Origin of the sequence: Feifania hominis, from assembly GCF_014384765.1 — a bacterium.
GTDB classification, from domain to species: Bacteria; Bacillota; Clostridia; order Oscillospirales; family Feifaniaceae; genus Feifania; species Feifania hominis.
The window spans coordinates 695256-713874 of sequence record NZ_JACRSP010000001.1 but is presented as its reverse complement, the minus strand read 5'-3'; the positions used below and the strand labels follow the sequence as shown (position 1 = coordinate 713874).

Sequence of the window (18619 nt, the reverse complement as noted above, 5' to 3'; positions counted from 1 at the left end):
GTAGCATAGAAAACAAACAATAAGAGAGGAGGAAAAAAATGACACTCAATCAGTTGGTCAGCAAAGGCAGAGAGACCCATGCGAAAAAGTCCACTGCGCCTGCGCTTCAGAAAGGGCTCAACACCCTGAAGAAACAGCAGACCGATCGCTCCGCCCCCCAGAAGAGAGGCGTGTGCACGGTTGTCAAGACCATGACCCCGAAAAAGCCGAACTCCGCGCTTCGTAAAGTGGCCCGTGTTCGTCTGTCAAATGGAATCGAGGTCTCGGCCTACATTCCGGGCGTCGGTCACAATCTGCAGGAGCACAGTGTGGTTCTCATCCGCGGCGGAAGAGTCAAGGATCTGCCTGGTGTGCGTTACCACATCATCCGCGGCACTCTGGATACCCAGGGCGTGAGCGGCAGAATGCAGGCCCGCTCCAAGTACGGCGCGAAGCGCCCGAAAGCCGGCGCGGCGAAGTAAGACTGCGAAACATTTGATTTGCTGATACTTGTTCGGCAAAGCAACGCGCTTTGCTGAGGAGTTTCCGATAGATTCGGAAGAGCCTCGTGCAAAGGGCAAAACGGAAGCGTACAGGCTTTCGAGTACCTATGAGTTCAGACTTTATGAAGGAGGGAAGAGACATGCCTAGAAGAGGTTCTGTTCCGAGAAGAGACGTGCTGCCGGATCCGCTGTACGGGTCGAAGCTTGTGACACGGCTCATCAACAACATCATGCTCGACGGCAAGAAGGGCGTCGCTCAGAAGATTGTCTATGAGGCGTTCGACATTGTCAAAGAGAAAACCGGCAAAGATCCGCTGGAGGTCTTTGAGCAGGCGATGGAAGCCATTATGCCTGTTCTCGAAGTCAAAGCCCGCCGTGTTGGCGGCGCCACCTACCAGGTGCCGATGGAGGTCAGACCGGAGAGAAGACAGACTTTGGGTCTTCGCTGGATGACCACCTATTCCCGCGCAAGAGGCGAGCGCACGATGTCCGAGAGACTGGCCGGCGAGATTCTGGATGCCATCAATGGAGCGGGCGGCGCTTTCAAGAAGAAAGAAGACACCCACAAGATGGCCGAGTCGAACAAGGCTTTTGCGCATTACAGATGGTAAACGGGCCAAAAGGAGTTAGAAATGGGAAGAGATTGTCCGCTTGAACTGACAAGAAACATTGGAATAATGGCGCACATCGACGCCGGTAAAACGACGACGACTGAGCGTATCTTATTCTACACCGGCATCAATCACAAAATGGGCGAGACCCATGAGGGTGCCGCGACAATGGACTGGATGGCTCAAGAACAGGAGAGAGGTATCACCATCACTTCGGCCGCTACCACCTGCCATTGGAAAAACCACAGAATCAACATCATCGACACCCCCGGACACGTGGACTTCACGGTTGAGGTTGAGCGTTCGCTGCGCGTGCTCGACGGCTCGGTGACCGTATTCTGCGCCAAGGGCGGCGTTGAGCCCCAGTCTGAGACCGTCTGGAGACAGGCCGACAAATACGGCGTGCCGAGAATGGCCTATGTCAACAAGATGGACATCATGGGCGCCGATTTCTACCGTGTGGTCCAGATGATGAAAGACCGTCTCAAGTGCAACGCTGTTCCGATCCAGCTGCCGATTGGCGCGGAGGACAGCTTTGTGGGTCTGATTGACCTCGTTGAGATGAAAGCCTATTACTACACCGATGCGCTCGGCAAGGAGCCGGAGGTCAAGGATATTCCCGACGACATGCTCGAGAAAGCGAAAGAGTATCACACCGCTCTCGTGGAGGCGGCCGCCGACGTCGACGAGGACCTTATGATGAAGTACCTCGAGGGCGAGGAGATCACCATTCCCGAGATTAAAAAGGCGCTGCGCGTGGGCACAATTGCAAACCAGATTGTCCCGGTTGTCTGCGGGACTTCCTACCGCAACAAGGGCGTGCAGAAAGTCCTCGATGCGGTCATCGACTACATGCCGTCGCCGCTTGACATCCCGCACATCAAGGGTGTCAACCCCGAGACGGGCGAGGAGTGCGAGCGCATCACCGGCGATGACCAGCCTTTCGCGGCGCTGGCGTTCAAGATTGCGACCGACCCGTTCGTCGGAAAGCTCTGCTTCTTCCGCGTGTATTCCGGCGTGCTCGAAAAGGGCAGTTCGGTCTACAACTCGGTCAAGAGCAACCGCGAGAGAATCGGACGTATTCTGCAGATGCACGCAAACCACCGCCAGGATATTGAACAGGTCTATGCGGGCGACATCGCCGCGGCGGTAGGACTTAAGAACACCACGACCGGCGACACGCTCTGCGATGAGAACAACCCGGTCATCCTCGAGTCGATGGAGTTCCCGGAGCCGGTTATCCGCGTCGCCATCGAGCCCAAGACCAAGGCCGGTCAGGAGAAGATGGGCATTGCCCTGTCGAAGCTGGCTGAGGAGGACCCGACGTTCCGCACCTACACCGACGACGAGACGGGTCAGACCATCATCGCCGGTATGGGCGAGCTCCACCTGGAGATCATCGTCGACCGTCTGCTGCGCGAGTTCAAGGTCGAGGCGAATGTCGGCAAGCCGCAGGTCGCCTACAAGGAGGCCATCCGCAAGAAAGCCGACGTCGACCACAAGTATGCCCGTCAGTCCGGTGGTAAGGGCCAGTATGGTCACGTCAAGATCATCATTGAGCCCAACGAGCCCGGCAAGGGTTACGAGTTCCAGAACAAGATTGTCGGCGGCGCGATTCCGAAAGAGTACATTCCTGCAGTTGACGCCGGTATCCAGGGCGCAATGCAGTCCGGTGTGCTCGCAGGCTACCCGGTCGTCGACGTCATCGCGACACTGTATGACGGCTCGTTCCACGAGGTAGACTCCTCTGAGATGGCCTTTAAGATTGCGGCCTCCATGGCCTTTAAAGAGGCGGAGAAGAAAGCCGATCCGGTCATTATGGAGCCGATCATGAAAGTCGTGTGCATCGTGCCGGAGGACTACATGGGCGATGTCATGGGCGACCTCAACTCCCGCCGTGGCCAGATCCAGGGCATGGAGGCCGAAAACGGCGCCCAGCACATCACGGCGATGGTGCCGCTCTCCGAGATGTTCGGCTACGCGACTGACCTGCGTTCGAAGACCCAGGGCCGCGGCCAGTATGTCATGGAGCCGAGTCACTACGCCGAGGTGCCGAAATCCATTTCGGAGGGCATCATGGCGGGCCGCGCCAAGAGCGAGTAAGAGGCCAAAAAAACACTTGAATTCCATAGGGAATCAAGATAGAATATCATTAATTCAGTAATTCATTCCTGAATATGAAGGAGGAACAATAAAAATGGCAAAAGCGAAGTTTGAGAGAACCAAACCTCATGTAAACATTGGCACCATTGGTCACGTTGACCATGGCAAGACCACCCTTACCGCTGCGATCACCAAGGTCCTCGCCATCCAGGGCGACGCCGAGTTCATGGCATATGACATGATCGACAAGGCTCCTGAGGAGAGAGAGCGCGGCATTACCATCAACACCGCTCACGTTGAGTATGAGACCGTGAACCGCCACTATGCCCACGTTGACTGCCCCGGACATGCTGACTACGTCAAGAACATGATCACCGGTGCTGCTCAGATGGACGGCGGTATCCTCGTCGTGTCCGCGGCTGACGGCCCGATGCCCCAGACCCGTGAGCACATCCTGCTCGCCCGTCAGGTTGGCGTGCCGGCGCTGGTTGTCTTCATGAACAAAGTCGACCAGGTCGACGACGAAGAGCTGCTTGAGCTCGTCGAGATGGAGATCCGTGAGCTGCTGTCCACCTACGAGTTCCCGGGCGACGATATTCCGATCATCAAGGGTTCCGCTCTGAAAGCTCTCGAGTGCGACTCCAAGGACGTCAACGCTCCCGAGTACAAGTGCATCCTCGATCTGATGGATGCGGTTGACAGCTACATCCCGACTCCGGACCGTAAGGCCGATCAGCCTTTCCTGATGCCTGTTGAGGACGTCTTCACCATCACCGGCCGCGGCACCGTCGCCACCGGTAGAGTGGAGAGAGGCCAGCTGAAGCTCTCCGAGGAGATCGAGATCGTCGGTCTGATGGACGCTCCGAGAAAGACTGTCGTCACCGGTATCGAGATGTTCCGCAAGCTGCTTGACTACGCTGAGGCCGGCGACAACATCGGCGCCCTGCTCCGCGGCATCCAGAGAAACGAGGTCGAGCGCGGCCAGGTTCTTGCGAAACCCGGCTCGATTCATCCGCACACCAAATTTAAGGGTCAGGTCTATGTTCTGACCAAAGATGAGGGCGGCCGTCATACTCCGTTCTTCAACAACTACCGTCCGCAGTTCTATTTCAGAACCACCGACGTTACCGGCGTCATCTCCCTGCCCGAGGGCACCGAGATGTGCATGCCTGGCGACAACGTCGTCATGGACGTCGAGCTGATCACCCCCATCGCCATCGAGCCCGGCCTGCGCTTCGCTATCCGTGAGGGCGGCAGAACCGTCGGTTCCGGCGTTGTCACCGAGATCAACGAGAAATAAGAGACGAACCTCTGAAGAGGACACGGAATCATCCGTGTCCTCTTTTATTTGATGCGTTTTTTTGGTATCCTATAGAGTGAAACGGAGTGACGCCAATGAGAGTGATTTCTTTTTCCGTCAAGCAGGGTACCGAGGCCTGGCTTGAGCAATATGCTGCGCAGTATGGCTTTGAGGGCAGAATCGAGCATGCGCCGCTCAGCACGGACAATGTGGAGCTCTGCAAGGGCTACGAGGCGGTGACGGTGAGCGGAACAAGCATACTCGACCGTGAGGTGCTCGCCGGGCTGAGCCGGTTCGGTGTGCGCTATGTCGTCGAGCGCTCCATTGGATACGACAACATTGATGTCGCGGCGGCGCGGCAGCTCGGTTTGCGGGTTTGCAACGCGGTCTATGACACGACGGGCGTGGCGGATTACACGGTGCTGCTGCTTATGATGTGCGTGCGCAATATGGGCGAGACCCTGCGCCGCATGCAGCGCGGTGACTTTCGCATCGGGGGACTTGGCGGACGCGCGCTTCGGGAGCTGCGCGTGGGTATCGTCGGTACCGGACGCATCGGTGCAGCGGTCGCGCGGACGCTGCACGGCTTTGGCTGCGAGCTTATGCTCTACGACCGCCGGCCGGCACAGCAGCTGTTGAAGATAGGGACATACGCAGAGCTCGACGCCCTGTATCAGAGCTGCGACGCGCTGTGTCTTCACATGCCCTGGACGCGGGAGAACACCCATCTCATCTGTGACGAGAGCATCGCGAAGATGAGAGAGGGAATGATTCTTGTCAACACGGCCCGCGGCGAGCTTGTCGACAGCGAGGCGCTTCTGCGCGGCCTTGACAGTGGCAAAATTGCCGCCGCCGGCCTCGATGTCTACGAGGGAGAAAAGCAGGTTATCCGCCGGGAGGGCGGGGCGGAAATCCCCGGGACGCTGCGCCGGCTGATGGAGCACCCCCATGTCATCGTGACGCCGCACGTGGCGTTTTTCACGGAGCATGTTGAGCGGGATGTGATTGCGAGCAGCATGCAGAGCCTTGCGCTCTTTGAACGGGGTGAACACAACCCGCTGGAGCTCAAGTAGAGAAGAGGAGACTGAATTTGGAAGAACAACAGACCACAGCGCAGCGCGCCGTACTGGTGGGGCTCAACTGCTCGGCCCACAGCGCGCAGGAATACAACGCAACCGACGCGACGCTCGCGGAGCTTCGCTCTCTCGCCGAAACGGCGGGGGCCGAAGTGGTCGGCATTGTGACGCAGAATCGCGTCACGCCGGACCCAAAGACCCTCGTGGGGGAGGGAAAGGCGCAGGAGATCGGCGAGTTTGTAAAAAATACACAGGCGCAGCTTGTAATTTTCGACAATGAGCTCACGCCCTCCCAAATCAAAAATCTGGAGGCGGCGGTCGGCGTGCAGGTGATTGACCGAAGCATGCTGATTCTCGACATCTTTGCGCTGCACGCAACCTCCCGGGAGGGGAAATTACAGGTGGAGATGGCCCAGCTCAAATACACGCTGCCGCGGCTGATGGGCCGCGGAACGGAGCTCTCCCGTCTCGGCGGCGGTATCGGCACAAGGGGCCCCGGCGAGAGCAAGCTCGAGCAGGATCGCCGCCACATCAAGACGAGAGTGAGCCTTTTGCGGGCGCAGCTCGAGGAGAACCGCAAAAACCGAGCGCAGCAGCGAAAGAGCAGAGACGTCTCCGGAATGCCCAAAATTGCGGTCATCGGCTATACAAACGCCGGAAAATCGACGCTTCTGAATGCGCTGACCGGGGCGGGTGTACTGGTGGAGGATAAGCTCTTTGCCACACTTGACCCCACCACCCGCAAGCTCAAGCTCGCAAATAACTATGAGGCGCTTCTCACCGACACGGTCGGCTTTATCCGCAATCTGCCGCACCACCTCATCGAGGCATTTTCCTCGACGCTGGACGAAGTGCGCTTTGCCGATCTGCTGCTGCATGTGGTGGATGTGTCAAACCCCGATCTCTACGACCAGATGGAGGTCTCGCAGAAGCTCATCGAGCAGCTCGGCGCGGCGCATGTGCCGGTGATTGTGGTCTTCAACAAGGCCGATCTGGCAGCGCCGCAGGAGATCCCAAATATGCGAGACAGCATTGCCGTCTCGGCCGCCACGGGAGCGGGCCTTGACGAACTTTTGGAGCGGATTTACCGCAAGCTCAGCGAGAGGGAGCGGGAGATTCAGGTTCTCATCCCGTATGACCAGGGCGCGCTTCTCGAGGGGATTTTCCGAGAGGGAAAGGTGAGCGCCCAGGAGCACAGGGAAAACGGCACCTACATCAAGCTGCGCGCCGACGAAGCGCTCGCGGGCAGACTACAGGATTTTAGGATTGATTGAATGGAGTACAGAACAGTAAAAAGAGAGGCCGAGGCCGAGCATGTGGAGAAAAAGTCCCGCTTCATCGGCCAGATCAGACCCGTTGAGACACAGGAGCAGGCGCTCGCCTTTCTGGAAGAGGTCAGAAAGCGCCACCGCGAGGCGCGCCACAATGTCTTCGCCTATCTTCTGCGCAGTGGGGCGGAGCGGTGCAGCGACGACGGCGAGCCGCAGGGGACGGGCGGCGTTCCGGTTCTCGAAGTGCTGCGGCGCGAGGGGCTCTGCGACGTCTGCTGTGTGGTGACACGCTATTTCGGTGGCATCCTGCTCGGCACGGGCGGACTGACGCGCGCTTATTCCAAGGGGGCAAAACTGGCCCTTGACGCGGCGGGTATTGCGCTGATGAAAGAGGGCGCCATGCTGCGGTTGAGCGCGCCCTACACCTTTTTGACGCCCCTCGAGAGGGAAATTGGGGCCAGAGGCGGAAAAGTCGCGCAGAGCGAATATGCGGAGAATGTGACGCTCACCGTCTTTCTGCCCGAGGGACAGGCCGAGAGCTTTGCGGCGTTTGTCACGGAGCTGACAGCGGGCGCTGTCAGTGCGGAGATTGTCGCAACGCAGTTTTATGAGGCGTAAGCAGCGCGCCTTTTACAGGAGTATGAAAAAAGGCAGCCGCCATATCTGGCGACTAAAAGTACTGGGAGCTTTCCGCAGAAGATGAAGGTTTAGGAGGCCCAAATGAAAGACCTTGAGAAATACCGTGGATGCTTGATTGGCGGTGCGGTTGGTGATGCTCTCGGCTTTCCGGTGGAGTTTGTTAAAGATAGCCATATTTTTCAGAAATACGGAGAGCGTGGAATAACTGAGTATTCGCTTGTCAACGGTGTTGCGTCTATTTCAGACGATACACAGATGACTCTGTTCACGGCCAACGGGCTTTTGCTCGGTACGACACGAGCAATGACCAGAGGTATCATGGGCTCATATCCATCGTATGTTGCTTTGTGTTACAAGGATTGGTTAAGGACACAAACTGCTGATGAGTTTGGTTTTGAGCCTCCTGAGTACGCATGGCTGAACAATGTGCCGGAAATGAATCACAGTCGTGAGCCGGGACGAACCTGCATTCGTTGTCTTATGCACGACAATTTAGGCTCTATTGCTTCTCCCTCCAATAACAGCAAAGGGTGTGGAGGCGTTATGCGCGTTGCACCTATCGGTTTATATTTTGAGGGAAAATGTTATACAAGCGATGAAATAGATATGATCGGTGCAGAAACAGCAGCATTAACGCACGGACACGAATTGGGATATATCCCGGCCGCTATGCTTGTTCATATCATTCATCTCTTGGCTCATAAACCAGAGGTAACCGTTTTAGAGGCAGTAGTAGATGCAAAAAAAGCGGTTTCCCGTCTGTTCCCTCATGCAGAGCATTTGGGCGAAATGTTGGATTTGACAGACAATGCAATCAGGCTTGCCGGTGAAAACGAAGTGGATGAACTTGTCGCAATTAGTGGGCTTGGCGAAGGTTGGGTTGCCGAAGAGACATTGGCAATCGCGATATATTGTTCTATAAAATTCGAAAATGACTTTGAAAAAGCGATAATCGCATCGGTCAACCACAGCGGTGACAGCGATTCAACCGGAGCTTTAACTGGCAATATACTCGGAGCGCGTTTGGGGATGAAGGCAATACCAGAGAAATTTCTGCGCAATTTGGAGCTTAGAGACACGATTCTTGAGATTGCTGACGACTTGTTCCACGATTGTAAAATCACAGAGCACGGTGATTACCGCGATGAAGTATGGGAGCAAAAGTACATCTATCATACATACCCGAATCACTAAAAAAGAGCTTCGGCCGATACCTGCAACAGGCATCGGCTGAGGCTTTTGTAAAGCAGAAGAGAATTTGTCAAATCAAAACTCCTACTTTGTTTTAAAGGTCAAACGGTTCACAGGAGAGACTGCGGCGGCCCTGGCGATGCGCTTTTGAGGATTGACAGGGCGACAAAAAATCTGGTATGATATCCGCGTAGCGCGGGGCGTTCCCGCAGCAGTTTGGCAGAATGAAATTTGAGTGATCCTGTAGAGCGGTAGAATGGTAGAATGGCACCCGAACAGAGAGTGTTTATGCCGCTGTGTGTCCCGGTATTCCGATACCGGGCCCGGCGGCGTTTTTTGTCCGGCGGCCTCTCGCTCTGCACAATCAGATGGGGAGGCGTTTTTCATGACTGTTAAAATTCTCTTGCTTGTTGTCTTTTTTGCGACCATGGTGGCGGTGGGAATCGTCTCACGCAGCCGCGCGCGAAGCGTGTCAGATTTTGTACTGGGAGGGCGTACCGTGGGGCCGTGGCTGACGGCCTTTGCCTATGGGACCTCCTACTTCTCGGCAGTGGTCTTTGTCGGCTATGCGGGTCAGTTCGGCTGGAAGTACGGCCTTGCCTCGACCTGGATTGGCATCGGAAATGCCGTCATCGGCAGTCTGCTCGCCTGGGTGGTACTCGGCCGCCGCACAAGAGTGATGACCCACCATCTTGGGGCTTCCACCATGCCGGAGTTCTTCGGGCGGCGCTACGACAGCCGGGCGCTGAAGATCGTCTCCTCGGCAATTATTTTTCTGTTTCTCGTGCCCTACACCGCGTCGATCTACAACGGCCTGTCGCGCCTGTTTGAAATGGCGTTTCACATCCCCTATGCCGTCTGCGTTCTCGCGATGGCAGTGCTCACGGGTGTCTATGTCATTCTCGGGGGCTATATGGCGACAGCCATCAACGACTTTATCCAGGGCATCATCATGCTCGGCGGTATTGTGGCGGTGGTCGCGGCGGTGCTGAGCGGGCAGGGCGGTTTTCTCGCCGCTGTCGGCAAGCTCGCGGAGTTTCCGAGCGACGCGGCGCCAACGCTTGGACAGCCGGGGGCGTTTGCCTCCTTTTTCGGGCCGGATCCGCTCAATCTGCTCGGCGTTGTGATCCTGACCTCGCTTGGAACTTGGGGGCTTCCCCAGATGGTTCACAAATTCTACGCGATCAAAAACGAAAAGGCGATCAAGACGGGCACCGTGGTCTCCACGCTGTTTGCGGTTGTCATCTCGGGCGGCTGTTATTTTCTGGGAGGCTTTGGCCGTCTCTTTGACGGGCCGGAACTCTACGCGCCAAACGGCGCCATCGTCTACGACAGCATCATCCCCACCATGCTCTCAAGGCTGCCGGATGTTCTCATTGGCATTGTCATCATGCTGGTGCTCTCGGCGTCCATGTCGACGCTCTCCTCGCTGGTTTTGACATCGAGCTCCACGCTGACGCTCGATTTCCTCAAGGGGAATTTCATCAAAAAAATGAGTGAAAAAACCCAGCTGATTCTCATGCGGGTGCTGATCGTCTTTTTTATCGCGGTGTCGGTGGTATTGGCGCTTGACCCACCGACTTTTATCGCCCAGCTCATGGGCATCTCGTGGGGGGCGCTCGCGGGATCGTTTCTCGCGCCGTTTCTCTATGGTCTCTACGGCAGATGGGTCACACGCGCGTCGGTCTGGGCGAGCTTTGCCGTCGGCGTCGGCATCACCGTGAGCAACCTGTTTTTCAAATTCATCGCCTCGCCCATAAATGCCGGCGCCATCGCCATGGCGGCAGGGCTCGTGGTGGTGCCGGTGGTGAGTCTTTTCACGCCGAAGCTCAAGGCGGATCACGTCGAGGCGAGCTTTGCCTGCTACGATGAACCGGTCACCGTGGAGATGCGGCAGTACCTTGTGGAGGAAACGGAGAAATAGAGAGAGGGGAGGCAAGTGCCTCCCCTCTGTGATTTGGTGGTCACAGAGAAGTTTTTCGGCAAAAAAGAGAAAAATCGCAGATTGCGGCGAATATATAGAGTGGGTAAACAGATGGGAGGAACGGACTATCGAACAGACAGAACGCAATTTGAGACAACAGAGAGAGGACCTTGAGGCGCAGATTTTGTCGCCCATGGCAACTCTTGCGAAAAATTCCAGAGGCCGTCTTGTGGAGGAGCCCGAGTGTGAGATTCGCACCGCGTTTATCCGCGACCGGGATCGCATCATCCACAGCAAGGCCTTTCGCAGACTCAAACACAAAACGCAGGTCTTTCTCGCCCCCGAGGGCGATCACTACCGCACGCGGCTGACCCACACGCTGGAGGTATCGCAGATTGCCCGCACCATTGCGCGGGCGCTCTCGCTCAACGAAGACCTCACGGAGGCCGCGGCTCTCGGCCACGACCTCGGCCATACGCCGTTTGGCCATGCGGGCGAGCAGGTGCTCAATGAGCTGACAGCGGACGGCTTTTCGCACTGCGAGCAGAGTCTTCGCATTGTGGACAGGCTCGAAAAAGACCGCCGCGGGCTCAATCTGACTTTTGAAGTCAGAGACGCCATCTTAAACCACGCCGGCAGCGGCCGCGCCGAGACACCCGAGGGGCAGATCCTGAAGTTTGCCGACCGCATCGCCTACATCAACCACGATTTGGACGATGCGCTGCGCGCGGGTGTTCTGACGGAGGACGACATCCCCTTTGACGTGAAGTACACGCTCGGGCGCACCCACAGCAAGCGCATCAACACGCTCATCCGCGCCGTGATCGAAGAGAGCGTCAAAACCGGAAAAATTGAGATGACTCCCGAGATCAAGCGGGTGATGGACGATTTTCGCAGTTTCATGTTTGAAAATCTGTACCGCAACAGCGCGCCGAAGCGCGAGGAGGGAAAGGCGAAGCAGGTGGTGGAAAAGCTGTACCTGCACTTTGTCGCCGACCCGAAATCGCTGCCGGAGGAGTACTTGCAGTACATCGAGGAGGATTCGATCGAGCGTGTTGTCTGCGATTACATCGCAGGCATGAGCGACCGCTATGCGATCTCGCTGTTCGAGGACATCTTTGTGCCGAAGACCTGGCGATGAGAGGCAAAGGAGGTGAGCTGCCGTGGCCATCAGTGAAAAATTTCTCGGCGAACTGAAAAACAAAACCGATGTGGAAGAGGTCATCGGCAGCTATGTGGCGCTCAAGCGGCGCGGCACCAAAGCGGTCGGCCTGTGTCCGTTCCACAGTGAAAAGACCCCCTCCTTTACCGTCTTTCCGGACACCCAGAGTTACTACTGTTTCGGCTGCGGCGCGGGGGGCGATGTGATCACCTTTCTGATGACGATGGAGAATCTGACCTACCCCGAGGCGGTGGAGCAGCTCGCGAAGCGTGCGGGCATGGCGATGCCCGAGCCGGAGCGCGGCGGGGGCGAGGATCTGAAAAAGAAGCGTCTTCGGCTGTTTGATCTCAACCGTGACGCGGCGCGCTTTTTTCACCAGACACTGCTCGAGCCGCAGGCGAAACCTGCGCTTGACTATCTGCTCGGGCGCGCGCTCACCATGCGCACCATCAAGCATTTCGGCCTCGGCTTTGCGAGCGACGACTGGGACTCCCTTTTAAAGCACCTCACCGCAAAGGGCTACACCAGAGAGGAGCTTCGGGAGGCTGGACTCTGCTCGCGCAGCAAGAGCGGCTCGTTTTACGACTACTTCCGAAACCGCGTCATCTTTCCGATTATCGATGTGCGCGGCGGGGTGATCGGCTTTGGCGGCCGTGTGATGGATCAGAGTCTGCCAAAGTATCTCAATTCGCCCGACACGCTGGTGTTTAAGAAGAGCTCAAATCTCTACGGGCTCAACTTCGCCAAGGCGAACGCAAAGCAGCGGCTCATTCTGACCGAGGGATATATGGACACCATCGCGCTGCACCAGGCCGGCTTTGAGAATGCGCTGGCCACGCTCGGCACTGCGATCACCCAGGAGCACGCGCGGCTCATGGCCCGCTATACCAAAGAGGTGCTCATCGCCTACGACAGCGACGCCGCAGGGCAGAAAGCGACTGACAAGGCCATTGAGTATCTCGGCGAGGTCGGCATCAAGGTCAAGGTCATTCGCATGACCGGCGGAAAGGACCCGGACGAGTACATCAAAACCTTTGGGCGGGACAAATTCAATCAGCTCATTGAGGGCTCGGGCAGCCATATCGAGTACAAACTTGCGAAAGTTTCGTCAAAATATGACATACATATTGATGAGCAGCGGGTGGAATATCTAAAGGAAACCGTCCAGATTCTGAGCGCGATCGAGAGCCCCATCGAGCGCGAGGTTTATGCCGCACGCATCGCGCGGGAGACCGGCGTCGACAAGGCGGCGGTGAACGCCGAGGTCGCGCGTGCCAGAAAGGCATTTGCCAAAAAGACGGCGAAGAATATGGAACGTCGGGAGCAGGAAAAGCTCTTTTCCAGACGCGACAAAATCAACCCCGAAAAAGAGGGGGCGCTCAAGGCCGCAAAGTCGGAGGAGGGGCTGCTGTGTATCCTCTTTTTCCACCCGGACTACGCTGAGGAGATCCGCGAAGCCATTTTGCCGCAGGACTTTGTCACCAGCTTCAACCGGCGGGTCTTCGAGAGCATCTGCGGTATCATTGACCGTGCGGGCGTGCCCGACACCACTCTGCTCGGCCAGGAGTTCTCACCCGAGGAGATGGGGGCGATCGGCGGAATTCTCGCGCTGCATGAGACCATTGCCGGAACGCGGCAGGAGGCCGCACAGTACATACAGAATATCCTCGCGGAGAAGAGCCGGCGCTCGCTCAAGGCAGCCGATCTCAAGGCGGAGGAACTGACCGAATACATCAGACGAAAAGCAGAGAAACAGGAGAGGAAGGAATAGGTATATGGCGGAAGCGGATAAGAAACAGATGATAAAGGACTTTGTCGAGGCGAACAAGGCAAAGGGCATGCTCACCAACAAGGAGATCATGGACTTCATTGAGGAACATGAGCTGGACATCGACCAGATTGAAAAGCTCTACGACCTGATGGAGACGTTCAATTTGAAGATTGAGGGCGACGACGATGAGCCCGACATATCGGGTCTCGAGTTTGAGGACACCGCCGAGGAGGATGTCCCCGAGGAGATCGACAAGGTGCTCACCACAGAGGGACTCGCGATTGACGACCCGGTGCGCATGTACTTAAAGGAGATCGGCAAGGTGCCGCTGCTCTCCTCCGACGAGGAGATTGAGCTTGCCAAACGCATGGCTGAGGGCGACGAGAGAGCGAAAAAGCGCCTGGCCGAGGCGAACCTGCGCCTGGTGGTCAGCATCGCCAAGCGCTATGTCGGGCGCGGCATGCTCTTTCTCGACCTGATTCAGGAGGGCAACCTGGGCCTGATCAAGGCGGTGGAGAAATTCGACTACACCAAGGGATACAAATTTTCCACCTATGCCACCTGGTGGATTCGGCAGGCCATTACCAGAGCCATTGCCGACCAGGCGCGCACCATCCGCATCCCGGTTCACATGGTGGAGACCATCAACCGCGTCATGCGCGTCTCGCGCCAGCTTCTTCAGGAGCTCGGCCACGATCCGTCGGCCGACGAGATCGCCGAGGAGATGGGCATGAGCGTCGACAAGGTGCGTGAAATTCTCAAGATCGCGCAGGAGCCGGTTTCACTTGAGACCCCGATTGGCGAGGAGGAGGACAGCCACCTCGGCGACTTCATTCCGGATGACGACGCGCCCGCTCCGGCGGAGGCTGCGAGCTACATGCTGCTCAAGGAGCAGCTGGTAAATGTCCTCTCGACGCTGACTCCGCGGGAGGAGAAAGTGCTGCGTCTGCGCTTTGGCCTGGAGGACGGCCGCGCCCGCACACTCGAGGAGGTTGGCAAGGAGTTCAACGTCACCCGCGAGCGCATTCGCCAGATCGAAGCAAAGGCCCTGCGCAAGCTGCGCCACCCGAGCCGGAGCAAAAAACTCAAGGATTTTCTCGAGTAGAACCGTCGGCGCCACGCGGCGGACTGCGGGCGTCCCCGGCTGCAAGGCGTGGGGGACACGACTGTAAAACGGAGAAAAACCGCCGAAGAGACGTTCTTTTGGCGGTTTTTTCGATTTGTGTCCCATCGGAAAGTCCGATATAATATTGTCAGAACAATCACAAATGGATTGTCATTACGGCTGACCGCCCGCCGAAAGAGGCGGTGCCGCAAGGCAGAGGAGGAACTATGGACGCAACCACGATCGTACTCATCGTCGTCGCCGCTGTGATACTGCTTATCGCCATTTGGCTGATCTCGTTTTACAACAGGATGGTCAAGACCCGCGAGCAGATTGAAAACAGCTGGGGCCAGATCAACGTGCAGCTCAAAATGCGCGCCGATCTCATTCCCAATCTGGTTGAGACGGTGTCGGGCTATGCCGCTCATGAGAGCAAGACGCTCGAACAGATCACCGATGCGCGTACCCGCTATCTGAGCGCGAAGACTCCGGCGGACGCCATGAACGCGTCGGGCGAACTCACGGGGCTTGTCTCGAGGCTGTTCGCCGTCGCTGAGCAGTATCCCGATCTCAAGGCAAACCAGAATTTTCTGCAGCTGCAGTCGGAGCTGACTGACCTCGAGAAGAAGATTGCCACCTACCGCCAGTTCTACAACGATGTGGTGCTGCGCTTCAACCGCCTGATCATCACATTCCCGAACAACATCGCCGCCTCACTCTTCCACGCGCAGCAGATGCCGTATTTTGAAGTGACCGAAGAGGAGAAAGCGGTTCCGAAAGTCAGCTTCCAGTAAGACTGGGGAGAATGCGATGCGACAGAAAAAGTGGATTCTTGCGCTCGTACTTGCGCTGCTGTTTGTGTTTCCGCTCACAGCGCAGGCAAAGTCTGCAAACGCGCTTGAGCTGACGGTTGACGTCACGCTTCAGCCGGACGGCAGCGCCCTGGTGGTGGAGTACCTCACGATGGACTTTCGCGGCGGTGTGTTCCGCCAGGGCAGCCGCAGCATTCCCGAGCAGGGCGGCCCCACCATCACGGACGTTGTGGTCTCGGAGAACGGTGCAGCCTACGAGAGGCTGGAGACGGCCGTTGATGCAGGCCCGCAGGGGAGTTATTCCGTGGAGAGAACCTCCGATGGATTACAGGTGCTCTGGCACTTTCGCGCCGAGGATGAGGCGCGGACCTTTGCCATCAGCTACCGAATCAACGACATCATGACCGTCTACAGCGATGTGGCGGAATTTTACTACAAAGTTGTGGGTGACGAGTGGGACTTTCCCTTTGAGAGGGTGAGTGCCGTCATTCATCCTCCCGAGGCGCTTTCGGCTGACCAGGTGCGCGCCTGGGCCCACGGCCCGCTCAGCGGTACGGTGAGCATTCTCGACAACGGGGATGTGAGCCTGTCGGTGCGCGATCTGCCGAGCAACACCTATGTGGAGGCTCGCGTCACTCTTCCGGCCGGACTGTTTGGCGGGGCGTCGATACGCGTGGAAGAGGATGGGCTGCCTACTATTCTGGAGCAGGAGCAGCGCCTGGCCGACGAGGCGAATGCGGCGCGCGCCCACGATAGGATTCTGGCACGAATCAACCTGTTCGGCGCCATTTTTATCCTAGTTGCCGGCATCGGGATACTCGTATTCATGCGTTCGCGCTTTCGCCGGCGTCGGCCCGCTCTGGAGCCTGACTATCTGCGGGATCTGCCGAGTGATGCGCCGCCCGCCGAGCTCTATGAGCTCTTCTACTTCTACGGCGGCGCAGGCAGCAAGGAGCGTGGCTATAAATTTACGGCGACCATTCTGGATCTGGTGCTCAAGCGCGCCATCGGGCTTCGCGATGAGAGCACAGGTAAGAAGCCCGATCTGGTGTTGACCAATCTCGGCTATGAGACCATGGATCTGAAGCCCTATGAGCGCACGCTTCTCGACTACTTTTTCGTCGATGTGGCGCGCGGCGCGCAGGAGTTTCGTCTGCGGGAACTCAAGCGCTACAGCGGCAAACACAATCAGAAGACCATGGAGGTCTTTGGCGCCTTTGACACCCAGGCGAAAGTGGCAGCGGGTGACCGCGGCTACTTTGATTCCGAGGCGGGCAAAAAGCGCGTGCCAATGATACTTATGGCAGTTGGCATGATGTTTCTGGGCGTTATCTGCGCGCTGTTCGATCTGTTTTTCATCACCATCGCCTGCGTTGTCATCTTTCTGGTTGCCTTTGTGCTTACGTTTACCATGCGCCGTCTGGCGCAGGCGGGCGAGGACGAGCTTGCGCTCTGGAAAGCATTTGACCGCTTTGTCAAGGACTTCTCCCTGCTCGATGAAAAGCAGCTGCCGGAGCTTATCGTCTGGGAGAAATACCTGGTCTATGCCATGTTCATGGGGCGCGCCGACGAGCTTGCAAAGCAGCTTCCGCTGCGCTATCCGCAGTTCGCCGACGACGCTTACATGCAAAATCACTTTGTCTACTTCTATGTGTTCAGCCACCATGGCAGCGGGTTGGACGGCTTTTCGAGGAGTTTTGAGAGTATCTCGGGCGCCATTTCCGGTACCATCTCAAACGCCTTTGTCTCCTCGAGCGGCTCGGGATCCGGCGGCGGCTTCTCAGGCGGCGGGGGCGGAGGCTTCGGCGGCGGAGGCGGCGGCTTCAAATAGAGTTGACTGGTGAGCAGAGACTCTGCTATGATGAAAGAGGCGCGGCGTTGTGCCGCGCCTCTACGACGTAAAAAGAAGAGGGATGACGTGATGAGAACATACGATTTTGACCAGGTTGTGGATCGCATCGGCACCAACAGCGTAAAGTGGGAGTTTTTCCGCAAGAATTTTCCCGACGCGCCGGAGGACACCGTCGCGCTCTGGGTAGCGGATATGGATTTTCCCTGCGCGCAGGAAATTGTCGAGGCCATTCACAAGCGGGCCGACCGGCTGATTTTCGGTTACAGCGATCAGGGAACGGACGAGTTTTACGACGATGTGACCGCCTGGTACCGCCGCCGCTTCGGCTGGCAGATCGACAGGGAGTCCATCTTTTTCAGCCCGGGGGTCGTTCCGGCAATCGCCGTTCTCATCCGGGCGCTGACTGAGCCGGGAGACGGCATTCTCATTCAAAGGCCGGTCTACTACCCCTTTACACAGAAAATCGAAGCAAACGGCCGCCGGGTGGTCAACAGTCCTCTGATCTATCGAAACGGGACCTATCAGATGGATTTTGACGACCTTGAGCGCAAGCTCGCCGACCCGGGTACGAAGGGCATGGTGCTCTGCAGCCCTCACAACCCGGTGGGCAGGGTGTGGAGCACGGGCGAGCTCAAGCAGCTCGTCGGCATCTGCGAGCGCCACCACAAGTGGATCATCTCGGATGAAATCCACGGCGATCTTGTGCGGGACGGTGTGAACCACCACCCGCTTGAGATGGTCTGCCCGGGTTACCGCAACGAGATCATCACCTGTACCGCCCCGAGCAAAACATTCAATATTGCGGGGCTTCACTTCTCAAACATCATCATCAACAATCCGGTCTATCGCGAGGCGTGGAATCTCGAGGCCAACAGCAAAATCTCCCTCGGCCGGCCCAACCCGCTGTCCATCGCGGCGGTGAGCGCTGCCTATCGCCACGGCGAGTCGTGGCTTGAGCAGGTGAACGCTTACATCTCGGCGAACATTGAGTATGTCAGCGACTATGTCCGGGAAAATCTGCCGCTGGCGACTGTGGTACCCACAGAGGGAACCTACCTGATGTGGATTGATTTTCGCGCCTACTGCGCTGATGCGAAGCTCCTCGAGGAGCGCATGCTCAAGGTGGGGCATGTCGCGCTCGACGAGGGCTACATCTTCGGTGAGGAGGGCGCGGGCTTTGAGCGCATCAATGTCGCCTGCCCGCGCAGTATCCTTGAAAAGTGCATGGAGGGCATCAACCGGGCGATTCGCTCTCTGTAGAAACTTTGCGGCACATACAACAGCGAAAAGAGAGGGCCGCCGTACGACACACTGGTGTCG

Annotated in this window: 15 protein-coding genes; all 15 read left to right on the top strand. The window is 57.4% G+C overall.

The window, feature by feature from the left end:
• Positions 1 to 38: 38 nt before the first annotated feature.
• The 15 genes from rpsL (at position 39) to H8695_RS03355 (ending at position 18559) form a co-directional block, all read left to right on the top strand.
• Complete coding sequence (gene rpsL / locus H8695_RS03425) at positions 39 to 461, top strand: 30S ribosomal protein S12 (protein WP_249299471.1); 423 nt, start codon at positions 39 to 41, stop codon at positions 459 to 461.
• Positions 462 to 622: 161 nt separating this feature from the next.
• Positions 623 to 1093, top strand: a complete 471-nt coding sequence (rpsG, locus tag H8695_RS03420; RefSeq protein ID WP_249299470.1) for a 30S ribosomal protein S7 — start codon at positions 623 to 625, stop codon at positions 1091 to 1093.
• A 21-nt stretch (positions 1094 to 1114) separates the two neighbouring features.
• Complete coding sequence (fusA, locus tag H8695_RS03415) at positions 1115 to 3196, top strand: elongation factor G (protein ID WP_249299469.1); 2082 nt, start codon at positions 1115 to 1117, stop codon at positions 3194 to 3196.
• A gap of 94 nt (positions 3197 to 3290) precedes the next feature.
• The gene (gene tuf, locus H8695_RS03410; RefSeq protein ID WP_249299468.1) at positions 3291 to 4496 is read left to right on the top strand and encodes an elongation factor Tu; all 1206 of its coding nucleotides are present in this window, start codon (positions 3291 to 3293) and stop codon (positions 4494 to 4496) included.
• A 95-nt stretch (positions 4497 to 4591) separates the two neighbouring features.
• Complete coding sequence (locus tag H8695_RS03405) at positions 4592 to 5569, top strand: NAD(P)-dependent oxidoreductase (RefSeq protein WP_249299467.1); 978 nt, start codon at positions 4592 to 4594, stop codon at positions 5567 to 5569.
• Between the two features lie 17 nt (positions 5570 to 5586).
• Positions 5587 to 6846, top strand: a complete 1260-nt coding sequence (gene hflX / locus H8695_RS03400; RefSeq protein WP_249299466.1) for a GTPase HflX — start codon at positions 5587 to 5589, stop codon at positions 6844 to 6846.
• The gene (locus H8695_RS03395; protein ID WP_249299465.1) at positions 6847 to 7461 is read left to right on the top strand and encodes a YigZ family protein; all 615 of its coding nucleotides are present in this window, start codon (positions 6847 to 6849) and stop codon (positions 7459 to 7461) included.
• A gap of 102 nt (positions 7462 to 7563) precedes the next feature.
• Positions 7564 to 8676, top strand: coding sequence for an ADP-ribosylglycohydrolase family protein (locus tag H8695_RS03390; RefSeq protein ID WP_249299464.1), 1113 nt, complete (start codon positions 7564 to 7566; stop codon positions 8674 to 8676).
• Positions 8677 to 9058: 382 nt separating this feature from the next.
• A complete protein-coding gene (locus H8695_RS03385; protein ID WP_249299463.1) occupies positions 9059 to 10597 on the top strand; it encodes a sodium:solute symporter family protein in 1539 nt (512 codons plus the stop codon).
• Between the two features lie 148 nt (positions 10598 to 10745).
• Positions 10746 to 11738 (top strand): deoxyguanosinetriphosphate triphosphohydrolase, encoded by a 993-nt coding sequence (locus H8695_RS03380; protein WP_283243552.1) that lies wholly within the window; start codon positions 10746 to 10748, stop codon positions 11736 to 11738.
• A gap of 22 nt (positions 11739 to 11760) precedes the next feature.
• Positions 11761 to 13530: a DNA primase gene (gene dnaG / locus H8695_RS03375; RefSeq protein ID WP_249299462.1), complete on the top strand. Its 1770-nt coding sequence runs from the start codon at positions 11761 to 11763 to the stop codon at positions 13528 to 13530.
• Between the two features lie 4 nt (positions 13531 to 13534).
• Complete coding sequence (gene rpoD, locus H8695_RS03370; RefSeq protein WP_249299461.1) at positions 13535 to 14635, top strand: RNA polymerase sigma factor RpoD; 1101 nt, start codon at positions 13535 to 13537, stop codon at positions 14633 to 14635.
• A 227-nt stretch (positions 14636 to 14862) separates the two neighbouring features.
• Entirely contained in the window at positions 14863 to 15429 is a 567-nt protein-coding gene (locus tag H8695_RS03365) for a LemA family protein (protein WP_249299460.1), read from the top strand.
• A 16-nt stretch (positions 15430 to 15445) separates the two neighbouring features.
• Entirely contained in the window at positions 15446 to 17278 is a 1833-nt protein-coding gene (locus tag H8695_RS03360; protein WP_249299459.1) for a DUF2207 domain-containing protein, read from the top strand.
• A gap of 90 nt (positions 17279 to 17368) precedes the next feature.
• Positions 17369 to 18559, top strand: coding sequence for a MalY/PatB family protein (locus tag H8695_RS03355; protein WP_249299458.1), 1191 nt, complete (start codon positions 17369 to 17371; stop codon positions 18557 to 18559).
• Positions 18560 to 18619 lie beyond the last annotated feature (60 nt).